Genomic DNA, 23874 nt, shown 5'->3' on the forward strand with positions numbered 1-23874 from the left:
AGGGTTGACAGTTTGTTCGTTTTAAACGTATGTTTGAAACAATTGTTTGTAGCCTGGGAGTCCGCATGGCGCAGTCTGATACCGTTAAACGCATACTGGACGCAGCAGAACAGCTGTTTGCCGAGAAGGGGTTTGCTGAAACTTCTCTGCGGCTGATTACCAGCAAAGCCGGGGTTAATCTGGCGGCGGTCAATTACCACTTCGGCTCCAAGAAGGCGCTGATCCAGGCTGTTTTTGTGCGGTTTCTTGATCCGTTTGTCAGCAGTCTTGAGCGTGAGCTGGATCAGCATGAGCAGCGCGGGGACCTGCGGCAGCTCAGCCTTGAGCAGTTGCTCGAGATGTTGGTGGACCAGGCGCTGGCGGTAAAGCCGCGCAGTGGCAATGATCTCTCTACCTTCATGCGTTTGCTGGGCCTGGCTTTCAGCCAGAGCCAGGGGCATTTGCGCAAGTATCTGGCTGAGGTCTATGGCCGGGTGTTTCAACGCTATATGTCGTTGGTATATGGCGCTGTGCCAACGATTCCCCCTGCGGAGCTGTTCTGGCGCGTACACTTCATGTTGGGCAGCGCGGCCTTCACCATGTCGAGCATGAAAGCGCTGCGCGCTATCGCGGAAGCCGAGTTTGCCGAGCATCGTGCGGTGGATGAAGTGCTGCGCCTGATGGTGCCTTTTCTGGCTGCGGGCATGCGCGCGGAGGGCTTGCCGGCAAGACTGGTTCAGCCGGAAAGCGAAGCGGTTTAGCCTTTTACCCTTACCTGTATGCAGCTGATCCGTTATCGTGTGCGCAGATAACGGAGGCGTTCATGTCGCTGGATCACATTCATATATCGATAGGCAAGCAGCAGCTCACCGGCTTCAGTGCCGGGCTGGCTGTGTGCTGCTATCCCATTTCATCCGCGCTGAACGGCCCCGGTGAGCAGAACGGCTCGGGTTGCACGCCGCGCGGCGCGCATCGTGTGCGCGCGCGTATTGGCGAGGGGCAGCCTTTGGGGGCGGTGTATCGCGGTCGCCGTCCGACCGGTGAGGTGTGGACGCCGTCGCTGGCGGCAGCAAACCCTGAGCGTGACTGGATCCTGACCCGCATACTCTGGCTGTGCGGCAATCAGCCTGGATTCAATCGTGGTGGCGCGGTCGACTCTCAGCGTCGTTATATCTATCTGCATGGCACGGGCGACGATCAGCCCATGGGGGTGCCGCTGTCCCATGGTTGTATTCGTTTGCGCAACAAGGACATGCTGGAACTGTTCGAGCGTACGCCGGTCGGTTGCACTGTTCAGATTGACGCAGACTAAGCTTCTGCGTCGCTTCCCAAGTCAGGAGACTTTTGTTTGAAACAAGCTTCATTGATGCTGGATTTGCCAGGCCTTTGGCTTGAGGCGGAGGACCGCGATCTGCTGCGCCAGCCGGAAGTGGGCGGCATGATTCTGTTTGCTCGCAATACCGAGTCACCGGAGCAGGTTCGCCAGCTGGTGCGCTCTATCCGCGCAGTGCGCCCCGATATGCTGATCGCAATAGATCAGGAGGGCGGCCGTGTGCAGCGTTTGCGCCGCGGCGTGCAGCGTTTGCCGGCGTTGGCCGATGTGGCGCGCAAGGGCGGCGAACACGCGGGCGCAGCAGCACGTGCGGCTGGCTGGCTGATGGCGACCGAAATGCTCGCCTGCGGTGTGGACATCAGCTTCGCGCCGGTGCTGGATCTGGATCACGGACGCAGTGGTGTTATCGGTAACCGCTCGTTGGGTGGTGACCCTGAATGCGTGAGCTTTCTTGCCAGCGCCTACATTGATGGCTTGACCCAGGCGGGGATGGCGGCGACGGGCAAACACTTTCCGGGGCATGGCTGGGCCGAAGCCGATTCGCACTTTGCGCTGCCGGTCGATGAGCGCAGCGAGGAGCAGATTCGTACGCTAGATATGAAGCCGTTCGCGCTCTTGGCGGGGCAGCTAGGCGGCATTATGCCGGCGCACGTGGTGTATTCGCAGGTTGATTCCATGCCAGCCGGATTCTCGCGTTACTGGTTGCAGCAGGTATTACGCGAAGAGCTCAAATTTTCGGGCGTCATTTTCAGTGATGACTTGAGTATGGCGGGCGCCCATGTCGTGGGCGGCATTCCCGAGCGGATCGATGCTGCCGTGGCAGCCGGGTGCGATATGTTGCTGATCTGCAACGACCGGGCGGCAGCAGAGCAGGGGCTGGTGCACGCACAGCAGCTGCAGCTGCAGCCGTCTGCTGGCGTGTCGGGCATGCTCGCTCGTGCTAGCGTGCCGATGGATTACAAAGCGCGCCCCGAGTGGCGCATGCATTACACACTACTCAGGGAGTTGGACCTGGTTTGATTGAAACGATTGATGATTTGACTGCACAGCTTAATCTGGAACAAATGCCGCTGATTGGTGAGGCTTGGATATACCAGGTTTTCGCGGTGGTGCTCTCTGCTTTGGTGGCGGCTTACGTGGTCAAGCGCGTTCTTGATCATCTCGAGCGTCGTGCCGAGCGCACCCACAACATGTGGGACGATGCCCTGGTCTATGCGGCGCGGCGTCCAGCGTGGGTACTAATCTGGTCCATGGGGTTGATGTGGGCGGCGCGGATCACCGCTAATCAGATGGATGAAGGCTTGGCTGATGTGCTGGACCAGATTCAGCGCATTCTGCTCATCGTGCTGTTGTGCTGGTTCATCCTGCGGCTGATGAAGCAGATCGAGAAGCGGTTGGTAGATCCCCGCTACCGTGAGAAGCCGGTAGACCAAACTACCGTCAGTGCGATTGGCAAGCTGTTGCGCGCTTCGGTCATCATTACCGCTGCATTGGTGGTACTGCAAACCCTGGGATACAGCGTTTCAGGCGTGCTGGCTTTCGGTGGTATCGGTGGCATCGCGGTCGGCTTTGCGGCCAAGGATCTGCTGGCCAACTTCTTTGGCGGGCTGATGATTTACCTCGACAGGCCGTTCGCTGTGGGCGACTGGGTGCGTTCGCCGGATCGCGATATTGAAGGTACGGTTGAGCACATCGGCTGGCGCTTGTCGCGCATTCGCACCTTCGACAAGCGCCCGCTCTATGTACCCAATGCGATCTTCAACAATATCGTGGTGCAGAACCCATCGCGCATGACGCATCGCCGCATATATGAGCACATAGGAATCCGCTACGCGGATATCGGGCATATGGAGCCGATCGTGCAGAAGGTGCGTGAAATGCTCAAAGGGCACGAGGATATCGATCAGGACCAGACGCAAATGGTTTTCTTCGACCGCTGTGCGCCGTCCTCGGTAGATTTCTTTATTTACTGCTTCACTACCCCGGTTTGGGCGGAGTATCACCGTGTGAAAGAGGATGTGCTGCTGAAAATCCTGGCCATCATCGAAGAGCATGAGGCGCAGGTTGCCTTCCCGACCTCGACCCTGCATTTGCCTGATCCGCTCGCTCTGCGCGCTGAGGCGCAGCAGGGCGAGCAGCAGGACGGTGTCAAATCGTCGAAAGAGCCAAGGCACGTATCAGAGGGAAGCGATGTATGAGTACCTGGGGAATTATCGGTGGTACCGGCCTGACCGAACTGGAAGGGCTTGAGTTACTTGGCGAGGACTGGCCCGAAACCCCCTTTGGTAGACCCTCAGCGCCGTTGGTGCACGGGCGCATGGGCCGCGAGGAGGTGATCTTCCTGGCGCGCCACGGCAAGCCGCACCGCATTCCTCCGCACCGAGTCAATTACCGCGCTAACCTCTGGGCACTACAGGCGGCGGGTGTGCAGCAGATAGTGGCGGTCAACGCGGTGGGCGGGATTCATCCGCAGCTGACTACCGGTAGCTTCTGTGTACCTGATCAGATCATCGATTACACCTGGGGGCGCTCCTCCAGTTTCTTTGAAGATGATCTGGAGCATGTGGTGCACGTTGATTTTTCCTGGCCCTACGATGCGGCCCTCAGCGCGCGTCTGGGCGGGCTGTTGCAGGCACGCGGGCTCAGTTATCTGCAGGGCGGTGTGTACGCTGCTACCCAGGGGCCGCGGTTGGAGTCTGCCGCAGAGATTGTGCGCCTGGAGCGCGATGGGGCGGATCTGGTGGGTATGACCGGTATGCCCGAAGCCGCCCTGGCTCGCGAGCTGGAGCTGCCCTACGCCTGTCTGGCGTTGGTAGTGAACCCGGCAGCCGGCAAGTCGACCGAGGTGATTACCATGGCTGGCATCGAATCCGTGATTGCTCAGGGCATGCAGCAGGTAAAGCAGGTGTTGGGTGAGTTGATTGCCGAACCGGCGTCGGTGTGACGCCGGTGCGGCAAGCCGCGCTTAGCGGCTGACGCGAACCAGCATGCCCAAGCTCTGATGATCCAGATAATGGGTTTCGTTCAGGCGCAAAGCGCGCTTCTGGTGCAGGTGTTCGGAGATGACCGAGGCGCCACTCATCTGTACCTCGTTCGCCGTGCGGTTGCGCCAGAATGACACGGCGATTTCCATCAGTTTGTCCTGGCTGAGATTGACCAGGCCTTGCACCGGGAAAATGCCATTATCGGCCTGACCCTTGCTCAGCGCGATGTCCAGGTTGTTGTCCAGCGGCTGGGACCAGGCCTGGTGTAGGTAGATTTGATAACCCTTTTGCTCAAGCTTGCGTACATCCGGATCCAGTCGGAAGCGTGTTGGATCGATCGCGCGCACGTCACTGCGCGTGGTTTCATCCAGCTTGATGGCGTTGTCGGCCCAGTCGAGATCCGGCGGCGTACCCACCACCAGAGGGGAATTCGGCTGTCCGAAAAAGACTACCTCTACCAGATATTCATCGGCTGACTGCGCCAGGGCGAGTGTGCTGACGAGTGAGACCAGCAGGGCCAGGCCGAGCTTCTTGCACAAATGCTTCATGGGCGTTTTCCTTTGCCTTTCGGGGGTGTTTCCTGTGGCGCTTGCGCCAGTCGGTCGAGTAATGCTTCTACAGTGTTGAGGCGCAGCTCTACGCCGCCCATGGGCGCATTGAAGCGGAATACAGTCGCGCCTTCAAGGCGATAACGCTGCGGATTATCCTGAATCATGCGCACCAGCACCATGGGGTCGATCTCGGTTTGCGCGCCGAATTCGATACGTCCGTGCTCGGCGCCGACATCCACCTTGGTGATGCCGAGTGGCTCGCAACGCAGTTTGAGTGCGGTGACGCGGAACAGCGTTTTCACCTGTTCCGGCAGCAGGCCAAAGCGGTCAATCATTTCGACCTGCAGGTCTTTCAGTGTCTCATCGTCGGTCGCATTGGCAATACGCTTGTATAGAATCAGGCGGGCGTGCACGTCCGGCAGGTAGTCATCCGGAATCAGTGCTGCCAGACGCAGGTTGATGTCCGGGCCGCCACCGAGTGGCTGGTCCAGCTCAGGTTGCTTGCCCTGCTTGATGGCCTTTACCGCGCGCTCCAGCATTTCCATGTACAGAGTAAAGCCGACTGCCTGGATCTGGCCGCTCTGGCCATCGCCCAGCAGCTCGCCGGCGCCGCGGATTTCCAGATCGTGGGTGGCCAGAGTGAAACCGGCGCCCAGATCCTGTGCCATGGCTATCGCCTCCAGGCGCTTCTCTGCATCGCGGGTGACCTTCTTGCCCTCCGGTGTAAGCAGGTAGGCGTAGGCTTGGTGATGGCTGCGGCCCACTCGACCGCGCAACTGGTGCAGCTGGGCCAGACCGAACTTGTCGGCGCGCTCGATGATGATGGTGTTGGCGCTGGGCACGTCGATACCGGTTTCAATAATGGTGGTCGTCACCAGGATATTGAAGCGGCGATGGTAGAAGTCGCGCATCACCTGCTCCAACGCGCGCTCGGGCATCTGACCGTGGCTGACGGCAATGCGCGCCTCGGGAATCAACTCGGCCAGGTCGGCGGCACATTTCTCGATGGTCTGCACTTCGTTGTGCAGGTAGTACACCTGCCCACCGCGCAGCAGCTCGCGCAATATGGCTTCCTTGAGGACCGGTTTCTGCTGGGTCATGACGAAGGTCTTGACCGACAGTCGTCGTGCCGGCGGGGTAGCGATGATCGACAGGTCGCGCATGCCCGAAAACGACATGTTCAGGGTGCGCGGAATGGGCGTGGCGGTGAGTGTCAGCACGTCTACTTCACTGCGCAGGGTTTTCAGCTGCTCCTTCTGGCGTACGCCAAAGCGATGTTCCTCATCGATGATGACCAAGCCCAGGTCCTGAAACTTGACGTCCTCCTGCAGCAGCTTGTGGGTGCCGATCATGATGTCGACCTTGCCTTCGGCCAACTCGCCAACGGCGGCCTTGACCTCCTTGGCGGATTTGAAACGAGACATCACCTCGACCTTCACCGGCCAGTTGGCGAAGCGATCCTTGAAGCTGTTGTAGTGCTGTTGGGCGAGCAGGGTGGTGGGTACCAGTACCGCCACCTGCTTGCCGCTGTGCACCGCCAGGAAGGCCGCACGCATGGCGACTTCGGTCTTGCCAAAGCCCACGTCACCGCAGACCAGCCGATCCATTGGCTGCGGGTTGGTCATATCCTGCAGTACTGCGCTTATAGCGGCTTCCTGATCGGCCGTTTCTTCGAACGGGAAGTCGTCGGCAAAGCTTTGGTAGTCGCGCTCCGGTGCACTGAAACTGAAGCCCGCGCGGGCGGCTCGGCGCGCGTACACATCGAGCAGCTCCGCAGCCACATCGCGTACCTTTTCGGCGGCCTTGCGCTTGGCTTTCTGCCAGGTTTCGGAGCCGAGGCGATGCAGCGGTGCATTTTCATCTTCCGAGCCAGAATAGCGGGCGATCAGGTGCAGATTGGCCACCGGCACGTAGAGCTTGGCATCGTCGGCGTATTCCAGCATCAGGAATTCAGTCTGCTGGTCCTCGACCGTGAGGTTGGTCAGGCCCAGGTAGCGGCCCACCCCGTGGTCAATATGCACCACGGGCGCACCTTCGCGCAGCTCGGTCAGGTTGCGGATAATGGCGTCACCCATATCCGTGGCCTTGCCGCGGCGGCGGCGCTGCATCACGCGCTGGCCAAACAGCTGGCTCTCGGCGATGACCGCCACCGCCGGCGAACGGGTAAGCAGGCCCTGATCCAGTGGGGCGATGGTCATGGCCAGCGAATGCTCGCCGTTGACAAAGTCAAGCCAGCTGTCGACTTGCTGGGGGCGCTGATCAATGCGTGCCAGCAGCTCGATCAGTGCCTCCCGCCGCCCTGCGGTTTCGGCGACAAACAGGGTGCGGCCGTCGTGCCCCTGCAAAAAGCGTTGCAGCGCCTGTAACGGGTTGTCGAGCTTGTTGTCGATGGGCAGCTCGGGTGGTGGCAGGCAGCCAAGGTCGGTACCGCGCTCGCCGGCGGCCAGTTCGGCCTGATGGCAGATGGTGCGGGCAAAGGCCTTGATGCGGGCGAAGCACTCTTCCACCGGCAGGAAGAGCTCGGCTGGCGGCAGCAGCGGGCGTGTTGGGTCTACCCCCTGTTCGAGATGACGGTTGCGAACGTCGTTCCAGAAATGCTCGGCACTGGCCTCAACGCCCGGCAGGGTAAACAGTTGCGTGTTCTGCGGCAGGTAGTCAAACAGGCTGCCCAGTTCTTCAAAAAACAGGGGTAGATAATATTCGATGCCTGGTGGTACCAGGCCTTCGGTCAGATCTTGGTAGAGCGGGCAGCGGCGATGGTCCACCTCGAAGCGCTCGCGGAAGCGGGCCCGAAAGCCGGTCAGCGCCGATTTGTCGAGTGGGAACTCCTTGGCCGGCAGCAGGTGGATTCGCTCCACCTTGTCGATCGAGCGCTGGTTCTCCGGGTCGAAGGTGCGCAGGGTTTCGATTTCATCGTCAAACAAATCAATGCGATAGGGCAGCTTGCTGCCCATGGGGTAGAGGTCGAGCAGGGCGCCGCGTACAGCGTAGTCGCCGTGCTCATACACGGTGTCTACGCAGCGATAGCCAGCGGCGTCCAGGTTCAGGCGCATCTGCTCGATGTCCAGACGCTGGCCCAGCTCCAGCATTAATACCGAGCCCCCGAGAAAGCTGCGTGGCGGCAAGCGGTGCAGCAAGGTGGTCATGGGTACCACGAGGATGCCCTGTTCGACCTGGGGTAGCTGAAACAGGGTGCGCAGGCGCTGCGAGATGATGTCCTGGTGCGGCGAGAAGCGGTCGTAGGGCAGGGTTTCCCAGTCGGGGAAGCTGAGCACCGGTAGCGCCGGTGAGAAGAAGCGCAGCTCCTGCTCCAGGTTGTCAGCGGCGGAGGTGTCAGTGCTGATGACCAGGCTCAAGCCGCGATGCTGTGAGGCGGCCTCTGCGATGGCCAGTGCCCGTGCTGCGCCGTGCAATCCGGCCCAGTGAGCCTTGGAGCCAGGGCCTTGGGTGGCGGGGGGCGATAGCAGGGTGGTGTTTACAGGCATGCAGTAGGCTCTTAGTGGTCGCGTAGCTTGGCGCCGCATCGTCACTCGCGATTCGGCCCGTTCCAGAGGGGGCTAAGTGTAACGCCGTCAGCCTGCTCGTGGGGCAATCTTGGGCTGTTTTTGGACAGGACATTGCCTCGGCGGGCTGCTGACAGCATAATATGCGCCCTTTAGTTATCAAGACTTGGAAGGTAAAGCCGTGACTCAAGCCCAATTCGAGCAGTGTCTGGAAAGCTGGACGGATCGTGAAGCGACCGCCGAAGCCATGATTCCTCTGATCGGTCGTCTGTACCGTGAGCACAACGTGGTGACGTCCATTTATGGTCGTGGCCTGGTCAATCGCTCGGTAATCAGTTTGTTGAAGTCACATCGGTTTGCTCGTCAGATCGACGACACCGAACTGTCGGTACACGACACCTTCCCGGTTATCAAAGCCCTGCTGGATCTGGATCTGGGCCCGGCGTCCATCGATCTGGCTCGCCTGGTTAACAAATTCCGCGAGAGCGGTAACGACGATTTGGACGCTTTCCTACGCGACGAGCTGAGCAGTGTCATTGGTCACACTGGTGAGCGTCGTCAGGGTCGTGACGTGGTCCTGTATGGTTTTGGTCGTATCGGCCGCCTGCTGGCACGCATCATGATCGAAAAGTCCGGTGCCGGCGATGGCCTGCGTCTGCGCGCTATCGTGGTGCGCAAGGGTGCTGCTAACGACCTGGCCAAGCGCGCCAGCCTGTTGCGTCGCGACTCTGTACATGGCTCCTTTCAAGGCACCATTACCGTTGATGAAGAGAACAACACGCTGACGGCCAACGGCAACCTGATTCAGGTTATCTACGCCAGCGACCCGACCAGCATCGACTACACCAGCTACGGCATCAACGACGCCATCATTGTTGACAACACCGGCGTCTGGCGTGATGAGGCTGGCCTGTCCCAGCACCTGCAATGCAAGGGTGCAGCACAGGTAGTACTGACGGCACCGGGCAAGGGCGACCTGAAGAATATCGTGCATGGTATCAACCACGCTGCCATTACCCCGGAAGACAAGATCATTTCCGCGGCGTCCTGTACCACCAATGCCATCGTGCCGGTGCTCAAGGCGATTAACGACAAGTACGGCATCGTCAACGGTCACGTTGAAACCGTGCACTCGTACACCAACGACCAGAACCTGATCGATAACTTCCATAAGGGTAATCGTCGTGGCCGTAGTGCGGCGCTGAACATGGTTATCACTGAAACCGGTGCGGCCAAAGCGGTTGCCAAGGCACTGCCGGAGCTGGCTGGCAAACTGAGCGGTAACGCTATCCGGGTGCCGACGCCCAACGTTTCCATGGCCATTCTCAACCTGAACCTGGAAAAGTCGACCGATCGTGACGAAGTAAACGAGTACCTCCGCCACATGGCGCTGCACTCTGACCTGCACAAGCAGATCGACTTCACCAACTCGGTAGAGGTGGTGTCCTCGGACTTCGTTGGTTCACGTCACGCCGGCGTGGTGGATGCCGAAGCCACTATCTGCAATGACAATCGCGTGATTTTGTACGTCTGGTACGACAACGAGTTCGGCTACAGCTGCCAGGTTGTGCGTATTCTGGAAGACATGGCGCACGTTAATCCGCCGGCTTTCCCGGCCTGATTAGCAGTTGCTGCAACAAAAAAGGCGCTTAGGCGCCTTTTTTGTTGCCTGTGATTTGCCTTGCTCAGTTCAACAGCGCGTTACGTAGGTCGTCTGACAGGCCGTTTGCCCGCAACCAGATGCCCAGATAGGCGTCGGCCAGTTGCTGGTCATTGCTGGTGAAAACGGTTGCGCCGTTGAGTTGCAGTACCAGGGCGCCGTCGTCCAGGCGAGTGAGGCTGTAGCGGTCGCCGGCTTGAATGTCCGTGAAGGTGGCATGCAGGCGATCCACTTTTGGTTTGAGCTCGGCCAGGGTCGTTGCGTCGTACTGACGGTTCAAGGCAGTCCAGGCGGCCTTGATTACGTCGCCGCGTTTGATCGATCGGTAGTAGTACAGTTCGAGCCGTAACGGATCATTGCTGGTCAGCAGCGAAGCTAATTGGCTGTTCTCGTCTGCGTAAAGCGCGGCGCTGTAGACATCGACGAAAAGATACTCAAGCAGATAGCGACTACGCTGTTGCAATACTTGGTTACTGTTTTGCACGGTGATGCTGTCGGCAAAGCTGGCCTGCTCGAAGCGCTCGGTACTGGCTTGGCCGGTGTTGGTCAGTAACAGGCTGGCAAGCAGCAGGTAGGGGGCACGCATGATTATCTCCGCTTTGGTAATGCAGTGTTTCAGTGTACGCCAATGGCTGCAATGGCGCGGCTTTCAGCGCCATAGATTTCATCAATGTGGTCGATTAAAAACCGGAAAAAACCAAGGGGCTGAGTAGCATTGGTTGGGCAGGAACCTTATACTTAGCGGGATTTTTGATGGGGGTTTGTGGCTGCCTCGCCCTGATTCCGTGTCTGTTGCCAAGAGCCATTCCGCCAGAGCTTGTTGTGCTCCGCACCAGCAGCCCGCCCTTAAAGATTCCAAACTAGTGATTAGGCTATTCGTATGATAAAAATCAAACGGGGCTTGGATCTGCCAATCACCGGCTCACCCGAGCAGCGTATCGATGACGCCCGTCAGGTACGCAGTGTCGCTGTAGTAGGCTTCGATTACCATGGTATGAAGCCCACTATGGAGGTGCGCGAGGGGGACCGGGTCAAGCTGGGTCAGCTCCTGTTCAGTGATAAAAAAACGCCTGGGGTCATCTTTACTTCGCCCGCTGCCGGTATCGTCAGTGCTATCAATCGTGGCGAGAAGCGTGTGCTGCAATCTGTTGTTATCGAGATTGACGGTGATGACGAAGTTCCCTTCGACGCCCATTCTGCAGAGCAGCTTACCGCGCTGGACCCGCAGGCGGTACGTGATCAGCTGATCAACTCCGGTTTGTGGACAGCTCTGCGCACGCGGCCGTTCAGTAAAACGCCAGCGGTCGACGGCAAGCCCAGCTCCATTTTTGTTACCGCGATCGATACCAATCCGCTAGCGGCCGATCCGGCTGTCATCATCAAGCAACACGCTGCCGATTTCGAGAATGGCCTCAAGGTGCTCGCGCGCCTGGCGAAGGTTTGGCTGTGCAAGGCTGAAGGTGTGAGCCTGCCTGGTGAGTCGGTCACTGGTGTGAATGCCGAGGAATTTGCCGGTCCGCATCCCGCTGGTCTGGCAGGAACGCATATCCACAACCTTGACCCTGTCAATGAAAGCAAGACGGTGTGGCAGATCAACTACCAGGACGTCATCGCAGTGGGTGTGCTGTTTACCCAAGGCAAGATCTGGACTGATCGCTACGTGGCACTCGCTGGCCCGCAAGTTGAAAAGCCGCGCCTGCTGAAAACCCGTCTGGGCGCCAACCTGGAAGAACTCACCGCGGGGGAACTGGCCCCGGCGAATAATCGGGTGATCTCCGGTTCTGTTTTTGGTGGCCGCATGGCGCGTGGTCCGGTGGCCTATCTGGGGCGTTTCCACTCTCAGGTGTCGGTACTGAAAGAAGGTGACGAGCGCCAGCTGCTGCACTACTTGCGTGCAGGCAAGAATAAGCACTCGGTACTGAATATCTTTATTTCCAAGTTGGCGCCTTCGCGACTGTTCAATTTTGACACCAGCACCAACGGCAGCCCGCGCGCCATGGTTCCGGTGGGCAACTATGAAATGGTCATGCCGCTGGACATCCTGCCGACACAGCTGCTGCGTTACCTGATCGTGGGTGACACCGAGATGGCTCAGAAGCTGGGTTGTCTGGAGCTGGATGAAGAGGATCTGGCGTTGTGCAGCTATGTCTGTGCTGGCAAGTACGAATACGGCCCGATTCTGCGGGATAACCTGACTCGCATTGAGAAGGAGGGTTAAGTCATGGGTGTACGCGCATTCCTCGACAAGATCGAACACAACTTCGAGAAGGGCGGCAAGCACGAAAAGTGGTATGCCCTCTACGAAGCCGTTGATACCTTCTTCTATCGCCCGGGCAGTGTCACCAAAACTACCGCCCACGTGCGTGATGGTCTCGACCTCAAGCGCATGATGATTACCGTATGGCTTTGTACCTTCCCGGTTATTTTCTACGGTATGTACAACATCGGTTATCAGGCCAACAGCATCTATGCAGGTAATGCAGACCTGCTGGCAGCCCAGGATAACTGGCGTATCGCGCTGATCTCACTGTTCGCCGGCTTCAACCCCGACAGCCTGTGGGACAACCTGATTCATGGTGCTGCCTACTTCCTGCCGGTGTACGCCGTGACCTTCCTGGTTGGCGGTTTCTGGGAAGTGATTTTTGCTTCCATCCGCAAGCATGAAGTAAACGAAGGTTTCTTCGTCACCTCGATTCTGTTTGCCCTGATCGTGCCGCCGAGCATTCCGCTATGGCAGGTTGCGTTGGGTATCAGCTTTGGCGTGGTGATCGGCAAGGAAGTCTTTGGCGGTACCGGCAAGAATTTCCTCAACCCGGCACTGACCGGCCGCGCATTCCTGTTCTTCGCCTATCCGGCGCAGATGTCGGGTGACGCAGTCTGGACGGCGGTGGACGGCTTTGCCGGCGCTACAGCGTTGAGCATGGCGGCTTCCGGTGGCATTGAACAAGTGGTTGCCCAGGGCATCACCTGGTGGGATGCCTTCTACGGCAACATCCAGGGCTCGATGGGCGAGGTCTCTACGCTCGCCATTTTCATCGGTGGCGCGGTTCTGCTGCTGACCAAGATTGCCAATTGGCGCATCGTGGCTGGCGTGATGCTCGGCATGATCGCCACCAGTGTGTTGTTCAACACTATTGGGTCAGACACCAACCCGATGTTCTCGGTGCCCTGGTACTGGCACATGGTCGTGGGCGGCTTTGCTTTCGGCATGATCTTCATGGCGACTGACCCGGTGTCTGCCTCCATGACCAATACCGGTAAATGGATTTTTGGTGCACTGATCGGTTTGATGGTGATCCTCATTCGTGTGGTCAACCCGGCTTTCCCCGAAGGCATGATGCTGGCGATCCTGTTCGCCAACCTGTTCGCACCGCTCATCGACCACTTTGTGGTTCAGGCCAACATCAAACGGAGGCTTGCTCGCAATGTCCAGTAAGAAAGAATCCGTTGTCCGCACGCTGACGGTTGCGCTCCTGGTCTGTCTGGTTTGCTCTGTAGTGGTTTCTGCCGCTGCAGTTGCACTCAAGCCGGTTCAGGTAACCAACCAGCTGCAGGACAAACAGCGCAACATTCTGCAGATCGCTGGTCTTTATAAAGAAGGCGTAAGCGTGCAGGAGCAGTTCAAGCAGATCACGCCGCGCTTGGTGGATCTGCGCACCGGTGAGTTCAGCGATGCGAAAGACCCGCTGACCTACGATCAGCAAAAAGCCGCCAAGGATCCAGCGACCTCCGCGCGCATGGATCCGCAAGCCGATATCGCCAGCATTCGTCGCCAGGCGTATTACTCTACGGTGTACGTGGTAGAGGACGAGCAAGGCGAGATCGAAACGCTGATTCTGCCGATTCATGGCTATGGCCTGTGGTCCACCCTGTACGGTTTCATGGCGCTGGAAAGCGATCTGAAAACCGTGGTGGGTTTGGGCTTCTATCAACATGCCGAGACTCCCGGTCTGGGTGGTGAGGTAGATAATCCGAACTGGAAGAAGCAGTGGACCGGCAAGGTGGTCTACGACGAGTCCGGTGACGTTGATATCAGCGTCATCAAGGGTGGCGTAGACAGCAACAGTCCGAATGCTGAGCATCAGGTAGATGCACTGGCCGGTGCGACCCTGACCAGTCGGGGCGTGGAAAACCTGGTGCGTTTCTGGCTGGGTAAAGACGGCTTTGGCGAGTTCCTCGATCATCTTCGTGCAGGGGAGGCATAATCATGGCTAAGCAAAGCGCCAAGCAGGTGCTCTTCGATCCTATTTTCAGCAACAACCCCATCGCGCTGCAGATTCTCGGTATCTGCTCTGCGCTGGCGGTAACCACTAGCCTGAATGTCACCTTGGTTATGTGTATTGCACTGACCTCGGTTACCGCGCTGTCAAACCTGTTTATCTCGGTAGTGCGCAACCAGATCCCCAGCTCGATCCGTATGATCGTGCAGATGGTGATCATCGCCTCCTTGGTAATCGTGGTCGATCAAGTGCTCAAGGCCTACGCCTACAGCATCAGCAAGCAGCTGTCGGTGTTTGTTGGTCTGATCATCACCAACTGTATTGTGATGGGGCGTGCAGAAGCTTTCGCCATGCAGAACCCGCCACACATGAGCTTTCTGGATGGTATCGGCAATGGTCTGGGTTACAGCTTCATTCTGATCTGCGTTGCGACTGTGCGCGAATTGTTGGGTGCTGGCAGCTTGTTCGGTATCGAGATTCTGCCGGTGGTCAACGCCGGTGGCTGGTATCAGCCGAACGGCTTGTTGCTGTTGCCACCGTCTGCATTCTTCATTATCGGCCTGATCATCTGGGGCCTGCGCTCCTGGAAGACCGATCAAGTTGAAGCGCCGGAATTCAAGATGGCGCCTCAGACTCGCGCTATGAAGGAGGCTATGTAAGCCATGATTGAACATTACATAAGCCTGCTGGTACGGGCGATCTTTGTTGAGAACATGGCACTTGCCTTCTTTTTGGGGATGTGTACGTTCATCGCTATTTCCAAGAAGGTAGAGACCGCCATCGGCTTGGGGGTGGCAGTGGTTGTCGTTCTGGCCATCACTACTCCGGCTAACAACCTGATCTACACCTATCTGCTGAAAGACGGTGCGCTGGCCTGGGCCGGTCTGCCGAATGTGGACCTGAGTTTCCTGGGTCTGTTGAGTTACATCGGTGTGATCGCAGCCATTGTGCAAATCCTGGAAATGCTGCTCGACAAATTCGTGCCTGCGCTCTACAACGCACTGGGTGTCTTCCTGCCGCTGATTACGGTGAACTGCGCCATCATGGGCGCCTCACTGTTCATGGTAGAGCGTGACTACGCCTTTGGTGAGAGTGTGGTCTATGGCGCTGGCGCGGGTATCGGCTGGGCGCTGGCCATCATCGCGCTGGCTGGGATCCGTGAAAAGCTGAAGTACAGCGATGTACCCGATGGCTTGCGTGGCCTGGGTATCACCTTCATCACTGTGGGTCTGATGTCCCTGGGGTTCATGTCCTTTTCCGGCGTGCAACTGTAAAGAGGAGCTGTAACTGATGAACATGGAAATTTTTCTGGGCGTCGGGATGTTTACAGCCATCGTATTGTCGCTGGTTGCCATCATTCTGATCGCCCGTTCGAAACTGGTCAGCAGTGGCGACGTCACCATTGAAATCAATGGTGAGCGTACTGTGACGGTTGCTGCCGGTTCCAAGCTGCTGAACACTCTATCGGCCAATGGCATTTTCCTCTCCTCCGCCTGCGGTGGCGGTGGCACCTGCGCGCAGTGCAAGTGCATTGTGGAAAGCGGCGGTGGCGAGATGCTGCCGACTGAAGAGTCGCATTTCACCAAGCGTGAGGCCAAAGAGGGCTGGCGCTTGTCCTGCCAGACGCCGGTCAAGCAGGACATGAAGATCGAAGTGCCCGAAGAGGTGTTTGGCGTCAAGAAGTGGGAGTGTACCGTTGAGTCCAATCCCAACGTGGCGACCTTCATCAAGGAGTTGACACTCAAGCTGCCGGAAGGCGAGAACGTTGATTTCCGCGCTGGTGGCTATGTGCAGCTGGAGTGCCCGCCGCACACCGTTGCCTACAAGGATTTCGATATTCAGCCCGAGTTTCGGGGCGACTGGGACAAGTTCGATCTGTGGCGCTATGTCTCAAAGGTCGACGAAACCGTGATCCGCGCTTATTCGATGGCCAATTATCCGGAAGAGCGTGGACTGGTGAAGTTCAACATCCGCGTGGCCTCGCCGCCGCCGGGTCGTGATGATCTGCCACCAGGTCAGATGTCTTCTTGGGTCTTCAGCCTTAAGCCTGGTGACAAGGTCACTGTGTACGGTCCCTTTGGTGAGTTCTTTGCCAAGGATACCGATGCGGAGATGGTGTTTATCGGTGGCGGTGCCGGGATGGCGCCAATGCGCTCGCACATCTTTGATCAGCTCAAGCGTCTGAACTCCTCGCGCAAAATTACCTTCTGGTATGGTGCGCGCTCGTTGCGTGAAGCTTTCTACGTTGATGAGTACGACAAGCTGGCCGAGGAAAACGATAACTTCGAGTGGCATCTGGCACTGTCCGATCCGCTACCGGAGGACAACTGGGAAGGCCCCACCGGCTTTATCCATAATGTCTTGCTGGAAAACTACTTGAAGGACCACCCGGCGCCGGAGGACTGCGAGTTTTATATGTGCGGCCCGCCGATGATGAACGCATCAGTCATCAAGATGCTGCAGGACTTGGGGGTAGAACCTGAGAATATTCTGCTCGATGATTTTGGCGGTTAAGATGTCCTTGCGCTTCTGCCAGCCCGTTATTGCTGTTGCTTTGGCAACAGCCCTAACGGGCTGTTTCAATTCTGTAGACCCGGTAGCGGAAATGTACGGCGCTGCCATGGGCAGTACCTATTCCATTAAGTGGGTTCCTTCCGAACACTCGCCAGAACCGGAGGCGCTGCAGCAGGATATTGAGAATATGCTCGCGCGCTTCGACAAGGAGGTCTCCAACTGGCGCAGTGACTCAGATCTTGCTTACTTCAACCAGGCCGCAGCCGGCACGTGCATGCCCATGCCTCAGTCGGTGACCGATATGGTGCGCCTAACGGATCAGCTGTATGCAGACAGTGATGGCTCTTTTGATATCACCGTTGCGCCCTTGCTGAAGCTGTGGGGCTTTCACGGCGGTGAAGAGCATCAGGCCCCGCACCCTGAGCAACTGAAGGCCACGATGCTAAACGTAGGGCAGCAGCACCTGCATATCCGTGAGGATGGTCAGCTGTGCAAGGATGTCGCGCTGTCGCTGGATCTCAGCAGCCTGGCGGCTGGCTATATGATCGACCGTGTGGTGGAACGGTTGGCGAGCTATGGCGTCACAAACTATATGGTGGAGATGACGGGAGAGCTCAAGGCTGCTGGCCGCAAACCGGGTAATCGGCCTTGGCGAATTGCTATCGAAGAGCCGCGTGATGACGAGCGCGTGGCACAGATGATTCTCGCGCTCGATGGTGAGAGCGTCTCTACCTCCGGCGACTACCGTAATTATTACGAGGTCGACGGGCAGCGCTTTTCGCACACCTTTGACGCCCGCTCAGGCCACCCGGTTATGCACAAGCTTGCGGCTGTTACGGTGCTGGATGAAACTGCGGCCGAGGCTGATGCGCTCTCCACGTTATTGATGATAATGGGTGAGGATCGCGGTTGGGATTACGCGATAGCGCATGAGATCCCTGCCTTTTTTGTTATTCGCGACGGGGAGGCCTTTGTTTCCAAGGGAACCCCGCCATTCAATGCTCTGGCTCAGAGCGAGGAGTAAACCATGGTTTGGCTTCTGGTATTTCCCCTGATGCTGCTGATAGTTGCCGGTATGGCGGTCGGCGTAATGATGGGGCGAAAGCCGATAGCGGGCTCCTGCGGTGGTATAGGTGCGACTGGCTTGGACAAGGCGTGCGGCATTTGTGGTGGCGATACCGCCAAATGTGAGGAAGCAACTGCCAACGCAGGGGTAACCCCACGCAGTGAAGAGTTCAAGCTGGCCCGCGACGCCACCAAAGTCGACTAGCAGACCCTCGGTAAACGTCTTAGGTTGGTGGCGCTGTAGCAGCGCTGCTAACCGAGGGTAGTAGTGTTGTCTGCGTGGTCGAGGGAATCCCCGCATCTGGTATCTCATCCTGATGCTTGTGCCTGATGCTCTAGTGGGTTGTCTGCACCGGTTTGCTATCTGATATCTCCTGTCTTATCTGCGATACAAGGAACTACTGAATGGCCGTATACAACTACGATGTAGTGGTGCTGGGGTCTGGCCCGGCAGGTGAAGGCGCAGCGATGAACGCCGCCAAGCACGGCCGCAAGGTAGCCGTGGTGGAAGAGCGAAAGGAAGTAGGCGGTAATTGCACCCATCTGGGGACGATCCCGTCGAAGGCGCTACGCTATTCGGTCAAGCAGATCATTCAGTTCAACACTAACCCCATGTTCCGCGCGATTGGCGATCCGCGTTGGTTTCCCTTTCCGGACGTATTGAAAAGCGCGGAAAAGGTGATGGCCAAGCAGGTGGCTTCGCGCACCAGTTACTACGCACGTAATCGTGTGGATGTCTTTTTCGGCAAGGGCAGCTTCGCCGATGAGCACACCATCGAGCTGGTGAACAACACCGGTGTGGTGGAAAAGCTGATAGCCAAGGAAATTATCGTCGCGACCGGGTCAAGGCCTTACCGCCCATCTGACGTCAATTTTGGCCATCCGCGTATCTACGACAGTGACACTATTTTGCGCCTCAACCACACGCCGCGTACGTTGATTATCTACGGTGCCGGCGTCATTGGCTGTGAGTATGCTTCGATCTTCTGTGGTCTGGGGGTGAAGGTTGACCTTATTGACAACCGCGAGCGGCTACTCAGTTTCCTGGATGACGAGATCTCCGATGCACTGAGCTATCACCTACGCAATAACAGCGTGCTTATCCGCCACAACGAAGAGTACGAGAAGATCGAGGGCACGGATAATCGTGGCGTCGTGTTACACCTCAAGTCCGGCAAGCGGCTCAAGGCCGATGCGCTGCTGTGGTGTAATGGTCGTACCGGCAATACCGATGGCCTGGGGCTGGAGAATATTGGGCTGCATCCGAACGGCCGTGGCCAGCTCAGTGTGGACGAGAACTACCGAACTGCGGTACCCAATATTTACGCGGTGGGGGATGTTATTGGTTGGCCGAGTCTGGCCAGTGCAGCCTTCGATCAGGGGCGTTCGGCAGCAGGCAATATCGTCAGTAACGACGCCTGGCGTTTCGTGGATGATGTCCCCACCGGTATCTACACCATTCCCGAGATCAGCTCGCTGGGCAAGACCGAGCAGGAGTTGACCAACGAAAAGGTGCCCTATGAAATCGGCCAGGCCTTTTTCAAGAACATGGCGCGCGCACAGATAAGTGGCGAGCCAGTAGGTATGCTGAAAATACTTTTTCATCGCGAGTCGCTAGAAGTGTTGGGCATCCACTGTTTCGGCGACCAGGCTTCGGAAATTGTGCACATCGGCCAGGCCATCATGAACCAGCAGGGCGAAGCCAACAGTATCAACTACTTCGTAAACACGACCTTCAATTACCCCACCATGGCGGAAGCCTACCGGGTAGCCGCGCTGGACGGCTTGAACCGGTTATTTTGACGCGGGAGCAATGCGCAGCTCAGGCGCTGCGCTTCAGCAGCTGCATTGCGCGCAGAGGGTAGTCAGTAATCAGGCTGTCCACGCCCATGTCCGCCAGTCGTTGCAGGCGTTCGGGCTCGTTTACTGTCCATACCGAGACGTGCAGCCCCGCCGCCTGCGCCTGGCGCAGGCGCTGCGCGCTGCACAACTTCCAGTTAAGTATCAGATACTCGCAGCCGTAGCGCTGCGCTGCCTTTATCGGGTCGAGCAGGCCGTACTCCTCAACCAACCCGGTTGGCAGCGAGAAGCCTGACTTTCTGGCGTATTTGAGCAGGGTGCGGCTGCTGGAGGTCACCACCACCTTGTGGTGTAGCTGAAAGCTGTCCACCAGTTGCTGGACTGCCTTGAGCACAACGCGCGACTGGCGCTCAGAACCGCTTTTTACTTCCAGCTGGTAGTGTTCGAACTCGGGAAACTGGCTGAACAGCTGCTCAAGACTGGGGACCGGGCAGGGCTCTGGCCAGCCGGCCAGGCCAAGTCTGGCATCCAGTTGCATCAGTTCCGCAGCGCTATGCTGGGCAACCTTGCCGCGCCTTCCCGTGGTGCGCTTGAGTGCGGGGTCGTGAATGACCATTAGTTGCTGGTCTGCGGACAGATGCAGGTCCAGCTCTACCCGGGTGACGCCAGCGTCCAGCGCTTTCTGAAAGCTGGCTAACGTATTTTCCGGGGCTTCGCCCCGGGCGCCGCGGTGACCATAAATCAACGGCATTGAATCAAGGCGCCTTGGGTGTGTGTTGACGCACGCTGTCGATCACGTGGCTGTACTCGAAATACACGCTGAAGCCGTTATAGTCCCAACGGGTTATTGGCGGCTGGCCCACTGCTGCATGCCGTTTACTTGGTTCACCCCAGCCGCGCAGCACGGCGTCGAAGCTGGCGCCGCGTTGGGGTAGGGCGGTCGCCTGGCTGCTGCTCTGTTCGCCAACCGGTATGCTTAGCGTGTCAGCGTGTAGTGGGCTGGCAGCCAGCAGGGTGCTGGCGAGAAAGAGAGCGTTTAGTAGCGGTTTCATGTCGAGGTCCTTTCAGTCGATTTTGCGGCACGTATATCCTGTGCCTGTTTTTGCAGTATATGCCGGGCAAGTAGTTGGCGCTGGGCGTCGGTCAGCACATCAAAGTTTACGCCGAGCGTCCAGCGGTTTGCAGTATCGGTGGGGTCGCAGCGCACCACTCTGCCGGGAAGCGCCAGTCCTAATGGTGCAGGTAGCAGAATCAGGCGTACAGCCAACCAGGTGTCGTTGGGGTAGGCAGTGTCCGACTCAAACGACATGCCGCCCTCGCTTATGGTGACCCGGACTGGCTCGCCAAAATCACCAGATAGCTCAACGGCTAGGGTTTTACCCAGCAGGTCGATACGCTTGTTGATGATTTTGAGGTACTGAGCGAGGGCGCGATCGCGCTCGGAAATCTGCCGTAACAAGTGTTGCGACTCATAGTCGAGCATGTGCATGTCGGTCAGCAGGTCAAACAACGGGCCATGTTGGCTACCAAGGTCGGCATCGGGTCCGTCAATGGGCTTGACGTCCAGCGCGATCTGATCCTGAATGCGAAAGAACTCCCGCTTGTCATCATTGTCTGTTTGCATGTCGTATCTCGTGTGGCGCCTTTGCAGCGCTGACCAAATGCTGCTGTTCAGTGTAACATGTCGCTCAAAATTCACCGGCTTAGCCCGGCTAATAAGGTAACCTGCTTTTCATGTTCAGACCCTTACCGTTCTTTATCGGGCTGCGTTATACGCGTGCCAAGCGTCGTAACCACTTTATTTCCTTTATTTCTCTTATTTCTATGCTCGGCCTCACGCTGGGTGTGATGGTGATGATCCTCGTGCTGTCGGTAATGAACGGGTTTGACCGTGAATTGCGCACACGCATCCTGGGAATGGTGCCGCACGCCACCATCAACGGCTATCAGCCTATTGGCGATTGGCAGGGCTTGTCGGACCAATTGATTGCCAATCCCAAGGTGGTGGCGACGGCGCCCTTCATTCAGTTGCAGGGGATGCTGACCCACGACGGTAGCGTGGCGCCGGTGCTGGTCACCGGGGTTGAGCCGTCTGCCGAGAAGACTGTTTCAATTATCGAAAACCACATGCAAAGCGGCTCGCTGGATAATTTGGTTGAGGGCGAGTTCGGCATCATTATTGGTGAGTTGATCGCCAAGCGCTTCAACGTGGAGGTGGGCGACAAGCTTACCTTCGTATTGCCCGAGGCCTCGGTGACCCCCGCGGGTGTTTTTCCGCGCCTCAAACGTTTTACCGTAGCGGGCGTATTCAAGGTCGGTGCCGAGTTGGATAGCTCGCTGGCGATGATCAATGTAGCTGACGCCGGCAGACTTAACCGCTGGCAGCCGGGTCAGGTACAAGGCGTGCGTATCAAGCTGGATAACCTGTTCGAGGCGCCGAAGGTGGCCTGGGAGCTGGTCAAGGAGCTGCCCGGGGATTACTACGCGCAGGACTGGACGCGTACCCACGGCAATCTGTTTGCCGCGATCAAGATGGAGAAAACCATGATCGGTCTGTTGTTGATGCTGATTGTGGCAGTTGCCGCCTTCAACATCATTTCTACTCTGGTCATGGTAGTGACCGACAAGAAGGCGGATATAGCCATTCTGCGGACGCTCGGGGCAACGCCGGCGTCTATCATGGGTATTTTCATGGTCCAAGGTTCGGTCATCGGTGTAGTCGGGACCATCAGTGGTTGCGTGCTGGGTGTGCTGGCGGCGTTGAACGTATCGCAGATGGTGGCCTGGCTTGAGCACGTTTTGGGCATTCAGTTTCTCAGCTCGGATGTCTACTTCATCAGTTATCTGCCGTCGGAGCTGATCTGGAGTGACGTTTTCATTATCTGCGGTGCAGCGCTCAGTCTGAGCTTCCTGGCCACCCTGTATCCCGCTTGGCGGGCATCGCGAACCGAGCCGGCGGAGGCCCTGCGCTATGACTGATGTTGTTCTCGAGTGCCGTAGCCTCAGCAAGGAGTATGCGGTTGGTCCGCAACGTCTGCGCGTGCTGGATCAAGTTAACTTTTCTCTGCATCGCGGCGAGCGGATTGCCATTGTTGGTAGCTCTGGCTCGGGCAAGACTACTTTGCTGAATATGCTAGGCGGGCTGGATACCCCCTCTGAGGGCGAGGTCTGGCTGGCCGGTCAGCAGTTATCGGCTATGCAGGAAACCCAGCGCGGGAAATTGCGCAATGCTGATCTGGGTTTTGTCTACCAGTTTCACCATTTATTGCCGGAGTTCAGCGCTTTGGAGAATGTCTGCATGCCTCTGCTGATAGGCAAAACGCCGATAGCAGAAGCTCGCAAGCGCGCGACAGCGATGCTGCAGCGGGTCGGGCTGGCGGAGCGGGTAGGCCACAAACCGGCGGAATTGTCCGGTGGCGAGCGTCAGCGGGTCGCCATTGCCCGAGCCTTGATCAATGAACCGGCCTGCGTGCTGCTGGATGAGCCCACCGGCAATCTGGACCAGCATACCGCGGAGAGCATTCAGCAACTGATGCTCGAACTGAGCCAGACGCTGCGTACCGCCTTTTTGGTTGTCACCCACGACCTCGCTCTGGCTGCGCAGATGGATCGCGTGTTCACGCTTAAAAAAGGGCAGCTCTGCGAACAGCCGTGATCAGGACTGGTGACGGTTTCGCATTTTGCGCCGTTGCCAGTTGCGCGACACCCACCATCGCCAATACAACATGGTCAGGCAGTAGCCCAGTGCGGCGGTGACCGTGGCCACCAGTAAGGATCCTAGCAACAGTGGTTGCCAGATGTGGTGCAGCTCAGCCATCAACCAGTTGATGGAGAGTTCCATCGGCATGCCGCGTTCAGGCGCGCCGAGCAGTAGGGTTCCTACCTTGTACTGGGCGTAGAAGATCGGGGGCATGGTGACCGGGTTGGTCAGCCAAACCAGGCTAACCGAAATCGGCAGGTTGGAGCGTGCCAGTACGGCAATTGCTGCGGCGACCAGCATCTGCAGCGGGATGGGTATGAGTGCGACGAACAGACCCACCGCCATTGCCCGTGCGACGCTGTGGCGGTTGAGATGCCATAGATTCGGATCGTGTAGCAAGTTGCCCATAAAGCGCAGGGATTTGCTGCCTTTGATTCGGTCCGGATGGGGCATCAGTCGTTTGAATAGACGGCGAGGCATCGCAGGGTTTCGGCTACTGTGGCGTGCGCCAATTATGCATGGAATGTCAGACGGGCACTACTGCCTGGCAGCATAGTCGATTACA

Annotated in this window: 24 protein-coding genes; 17 read left to right on the forward strand and 7 right to left on the reverse strand. The window is 57.9% G+C overall.

Annotated elements, in window-relative coordinates; all coding sequences use genetic code 11:
- The first annotated feature begins 65 nt into the window (after positions 1-65).
- The 5 genes from V7747_RS03125 to V7747_RS03145 all read left to right on the forward strand — a co-directional run bounded on the left by V7747_RS03125 (position 66) and on the right by V7747_RS03145 (position 4256).
- Complete coding sequence (locus V7747_RS03125) at positions 66-740, forward strand: TetR/AcrR family transcriptional regulator (protein WP_335614603.1); 675 nt, start codon at positions 66-68, stop codon at positions 738-740.
- Positions 741-802: 62 nt separating this feature from the next.
- Complete coding sequence (locus tag V7747_RS03130; protein ID WP_335614604.1) at positions 803-1291, forward strand: L,D-transpeptidase; 489 nt, start codon at positions 803-805, stop codon at positions 1289-1291.
- A 54-nt stretch (positions 1292-1345) separates the two neighbouring features.
- On the forward strand, positions 1346-2332 hold the full coding sequence (nagZ, locus tag V7747_RS03135; protein ID WP_335614887.1) for a beta-N-acetylhexosaminidase: 987 nt from the start codon (positions 1346-1348) through the stop codon (positions 2330-2332).
- A complete protein-coding gene (locus tag V7747_RS03140; protein WP_335614605.1) occupies positions 2329-3510 on the forward strand; it encodes a mechanosensitive ion channel family protein in 1182 nt (393 codons plus the stop codon). The genes nagZ and V7747_RS03140 overlap by 4 nt, the downstream gene beginning before the upstream one ends.
- Positions 3507-4256 carry an S-methyl-5'-thioinosine phosphorylase gene (locus V7747_RS03145; protein WP_335614606.1) on the forward strand — a complete coding sequence of 250 codons (750 nt, stop codon included), beginning with the start codon at positions 3507-3509 and terminating at the stop codon, positions 4254-4256. The genes V7747_RS03140 and V7747_RS03145 overlap by 4 nt, the downstream gene beginning before the upstream one ends.
- A 21-nt stretch (positions 4257-4277) precedes the next feature.
- On the opposite strand, the gene V7747_RS03150 is transcribed toward V7747_RS03145, so the two are convergent.
- Both V7747_RS03150 and mfd read right to left on the reverse strand, forming a co-directional pair.
- On the reverse strand, positions 4278-4844 hold the full coding sequence (locus V7747_RS03150; protein WP_335614607.1) for a CsiV family protein: 567 nt from the start codon (positions 4842-4844) through the stop codon (positions 4278-4280).
- Positions 4841-8332, reverse strand: a complete 3492-nt coding sequence (gene mfd / locus V7747_RS03155) for a transcription-repair coupling factor (protein ID WP_335614608.1) — start codon at positions 8330-8332, stop codon at positions 4841-4843. Before mfd ends, V7747_RS03150 begins: the two co-directional genes overlap by 4 nt.
- 199 nt (positions 8333-8531) lie before the next feature.
- Here mfd and V7747_RS03160 point away from each other — a divergent pair, with 199 nt between their 5' ends.
- Complete coding sequence (locus V7747_RS03160; protein WP_335614609.1) at positions 8532-9971, forward strand: glyceraldehyde-3-phosphate dehydrogenase; 1440 nt, start codon at positions 8532-8534, stop codon at positions 9969-9971.
- A 64-nt stretch (positions 9972-10035) separates the two neighbouring features.
- Here the strand turns inward: V7747_RS03160 and V7747_RS03165 are convergent, their stop codons facing one another.
- Positions 10036-10596: a chalcone isomerase family protein gene (locus V7747_RS03165; RefSeq protein ID WP_335614610.1), complete on the reverse strand. Its 561-nt coding sequence runs from the start codon at positions 10594-10596 to the stop codon at positions 10036-10038.
- Between the two features lie 294 nt (positions 10597-10890).
- On the opposite strand from V7747_RS03165, the gene V7747_RS03170 reads away from it, so the two are divergent.
- The 9 genes from V7747_RS03170 (at position 10891) to sthA (ending at position 19612) form a co-directional block, all read left to right on the forward strand.
- Positions 10891-12228, forward strand: a complete 1338-nt coding sequence (locus V7747_RS03170; protein ID WP_335614611.1) for a Na(+)-translocating NADH-quinone reductase subunit A — start codon at positions 10891-10893, stop codon at positions 12226-12228.
- A 3-nt stretch (positions 12229-12231) separates the two neighbouring features.
- Complete coding sequence (locus V7747_RS03175) at positions 12232-13446, forward strand: NADH:ubiquinone reductase (Na(+)-transporting) subunit B (protein WP_335614612.1); 1215 nt, start codon at positions 12232-12234, stop codon at positions 13444-13446.
- Complete coding sequence (locus V7747_RS03180) at positions 13436-14215, forward strand: Na(+)-translocating NADH-quinone reductase subunit C (protein WP_335614613.1); 780 nt, start codon at positions 13436-13438, stop codon at positions 14213-14215. Before V7747_RS03175 ends, V7747_RS03180 begins: the two co-directional genes overlap by 11 nt.
- Positions 14216-14217: 2 nt before the next feature.
- Positions 14218-14889, forward strand: a complete 672-nt coding sequence (locus V7747_RS03185) for an NADH:ubiquinone reductase (Na(+)-transporting) subunit D (protein ID WP_442908949.1) — start codon at positions 14218-14220, stop codon at positions 14887-14889.
- A gap of 6 nt (positions 14890-14895) precedes the next feature.
- The gene (gene nqrE, locus V7747_RS03190; protein WP_092288369.1) at positions 14896-15504 is read left to right on the forward strand and encodes an NADH:ubiquinone reductase (Na(+)-transporting) subunit E; all 609 of its coding nucleotides are present in this window, start codon (positions 14896-14898) and stop codon (positions 15502-15504) included.
- Positions 15505-15517: 13 nt separating this feature from the next.
- A complete protein-coding gene (nqrF, locus tag V7747_RS03195) occupies positions 15518-16744 on the forward strand; it encodes an NADH:ubiquinone reductase (Na(+)-transporting) subunit F (RefSeq protein WP_335614888.1) in 1227 nt (408 codons plus the stop codon).
- A 106-nt stretch (positions 16745-16850) separates the two neighbouring features.
- Positions 16851-17768, forward strand: a complete 918-nt coding sequence (locus V7747_RS03200) for an FAD:protein FMN transferase (RefSeq protein ID WP_335614614.1) — start codon at positions 16851-16853, stop codon at positions 17766-17768.
- Positions 17769-17771: 3 nt separating this feature from the next.
- Complete coding sequence (gene nqrM / locus V7747_RS03205) at positions 17772-18014, forward strand: (Na+)-NQR maturation NqrM (protein ID WP_335614615.1); 243 nt, start codon at positions 17772-17774, stop codon at positions 18012-18014.
- 200 nt (positions 18015-18214) lie between these two features.
- Positions 18215-19612, forward strand: a complete 1398-nt coding sequence (sthA, locus tag V7747_RS03210; protein WP_335614616.1) for a Si-specific NAD(P)(+) transhydrogenase — start codon at positions 18215-18217, stop codon at positions 19610-19612.
- Between the two features lie 19 nt (positions 19613-19631).
- Here sthA and V7747_RS03215 read toward each other — a convergent pair whose 3' ends face one another.
- From V7747_RS03215 to V7747_RS03225, 3 genes are read right to left on the reverse strand one after another with little or no spacing between them, the layout of a single operon-like run.
- Positions 19632-20360 carry a glycerophosphodiester phosphodiesterase gene (locus tag V7747_RS03215; RefSeq protein ID WP_335614617.1) on the reverse strand — a complete coding sequence of 243 codons (729 nt, stop codon included), beginning with the start codon at positions 20358-20360 and terminating at the stop codon, positions 19632-19634.
- Positions 20361-20364: 4 nt separating this feature from the next.
- Entirely contained in the window at positions 20365-20661 is a 297-nt protein-coding gene (locus tag V7747_RS03220; protein WP_335614618.1) for a phosphodiesterase, read from the reverse strand.
- On the reverse strand, positions 20658-21233 hold the full coding sequence (locus V7747_RS03225) for a PilZ domain-containing protein (protein WP_335614619.1): 576 nt from the start codon (positions 21231-21233) through the stop codon (positions 20658-20660). Before V7747_RS03225 ends, V7747_RS03220 begins: the two co-directional genes overlap by 4 nt.
- 110 nt (positions 21234-21343) lie before the next feature.
- Here V7747_RS03225 and V7747_RS03230 point away from each other — a divergent pair, with 110 nt between their 5' ends.
- Together V7747_RS03230 and lolD are read left to right on the forward strand one after the other, a co-directional pair.
- Positions 21344-22588, forward strand: coding sequence for a lipoprotein-releasing ABC transporter permease subunit (locus V7747_RS03230; protein ID WP_335614620.1), 1245 nt, complete (start codon positions 21344-21346; stop codon positions 22586-22588).
- Positions 22581-23264 carry a lipoprotein-releasing ABC transporter ATP-binding protein LolD gene (lolD, locus tag V7747_RS03235; RefSeq protein WP_335614621.1) on the forward strand — a complete coding sequence of 228 codons (684 nt, stop codon included), beginning with the start codon at positions 22581-22583 and terminating at the stop codon, positions 23262-23264. The genes V7747_RS03230 and lolD overlap by 8 nt, the downstream gene beginning before the upstream one ends.
- Here lolD and V7747_RS03240 read toward each other — a convergent pair whose 3' ends face one another.
- A complete protein-coding gene (locus V7747_RS03240) occupies positions 23265-23789 on the reverse strand; it encodes a DUF2062 domain-containing protein (RefSeq protein ID WP_335614622.1) in 525 nt (174 codons plus the stop codon).
- Between the last annotated feature and the right edge of the window lie 85 nt (positions 23790-23874).

Source organism: Halopseudomonas sp. (genome assembly GCF_036960865.1).
GTDB lineage: Bacteria > Pseudomonadota > Gammaproteobacteria > Pseudomonadales > Pseudomonadaceae > Halopseudomonas.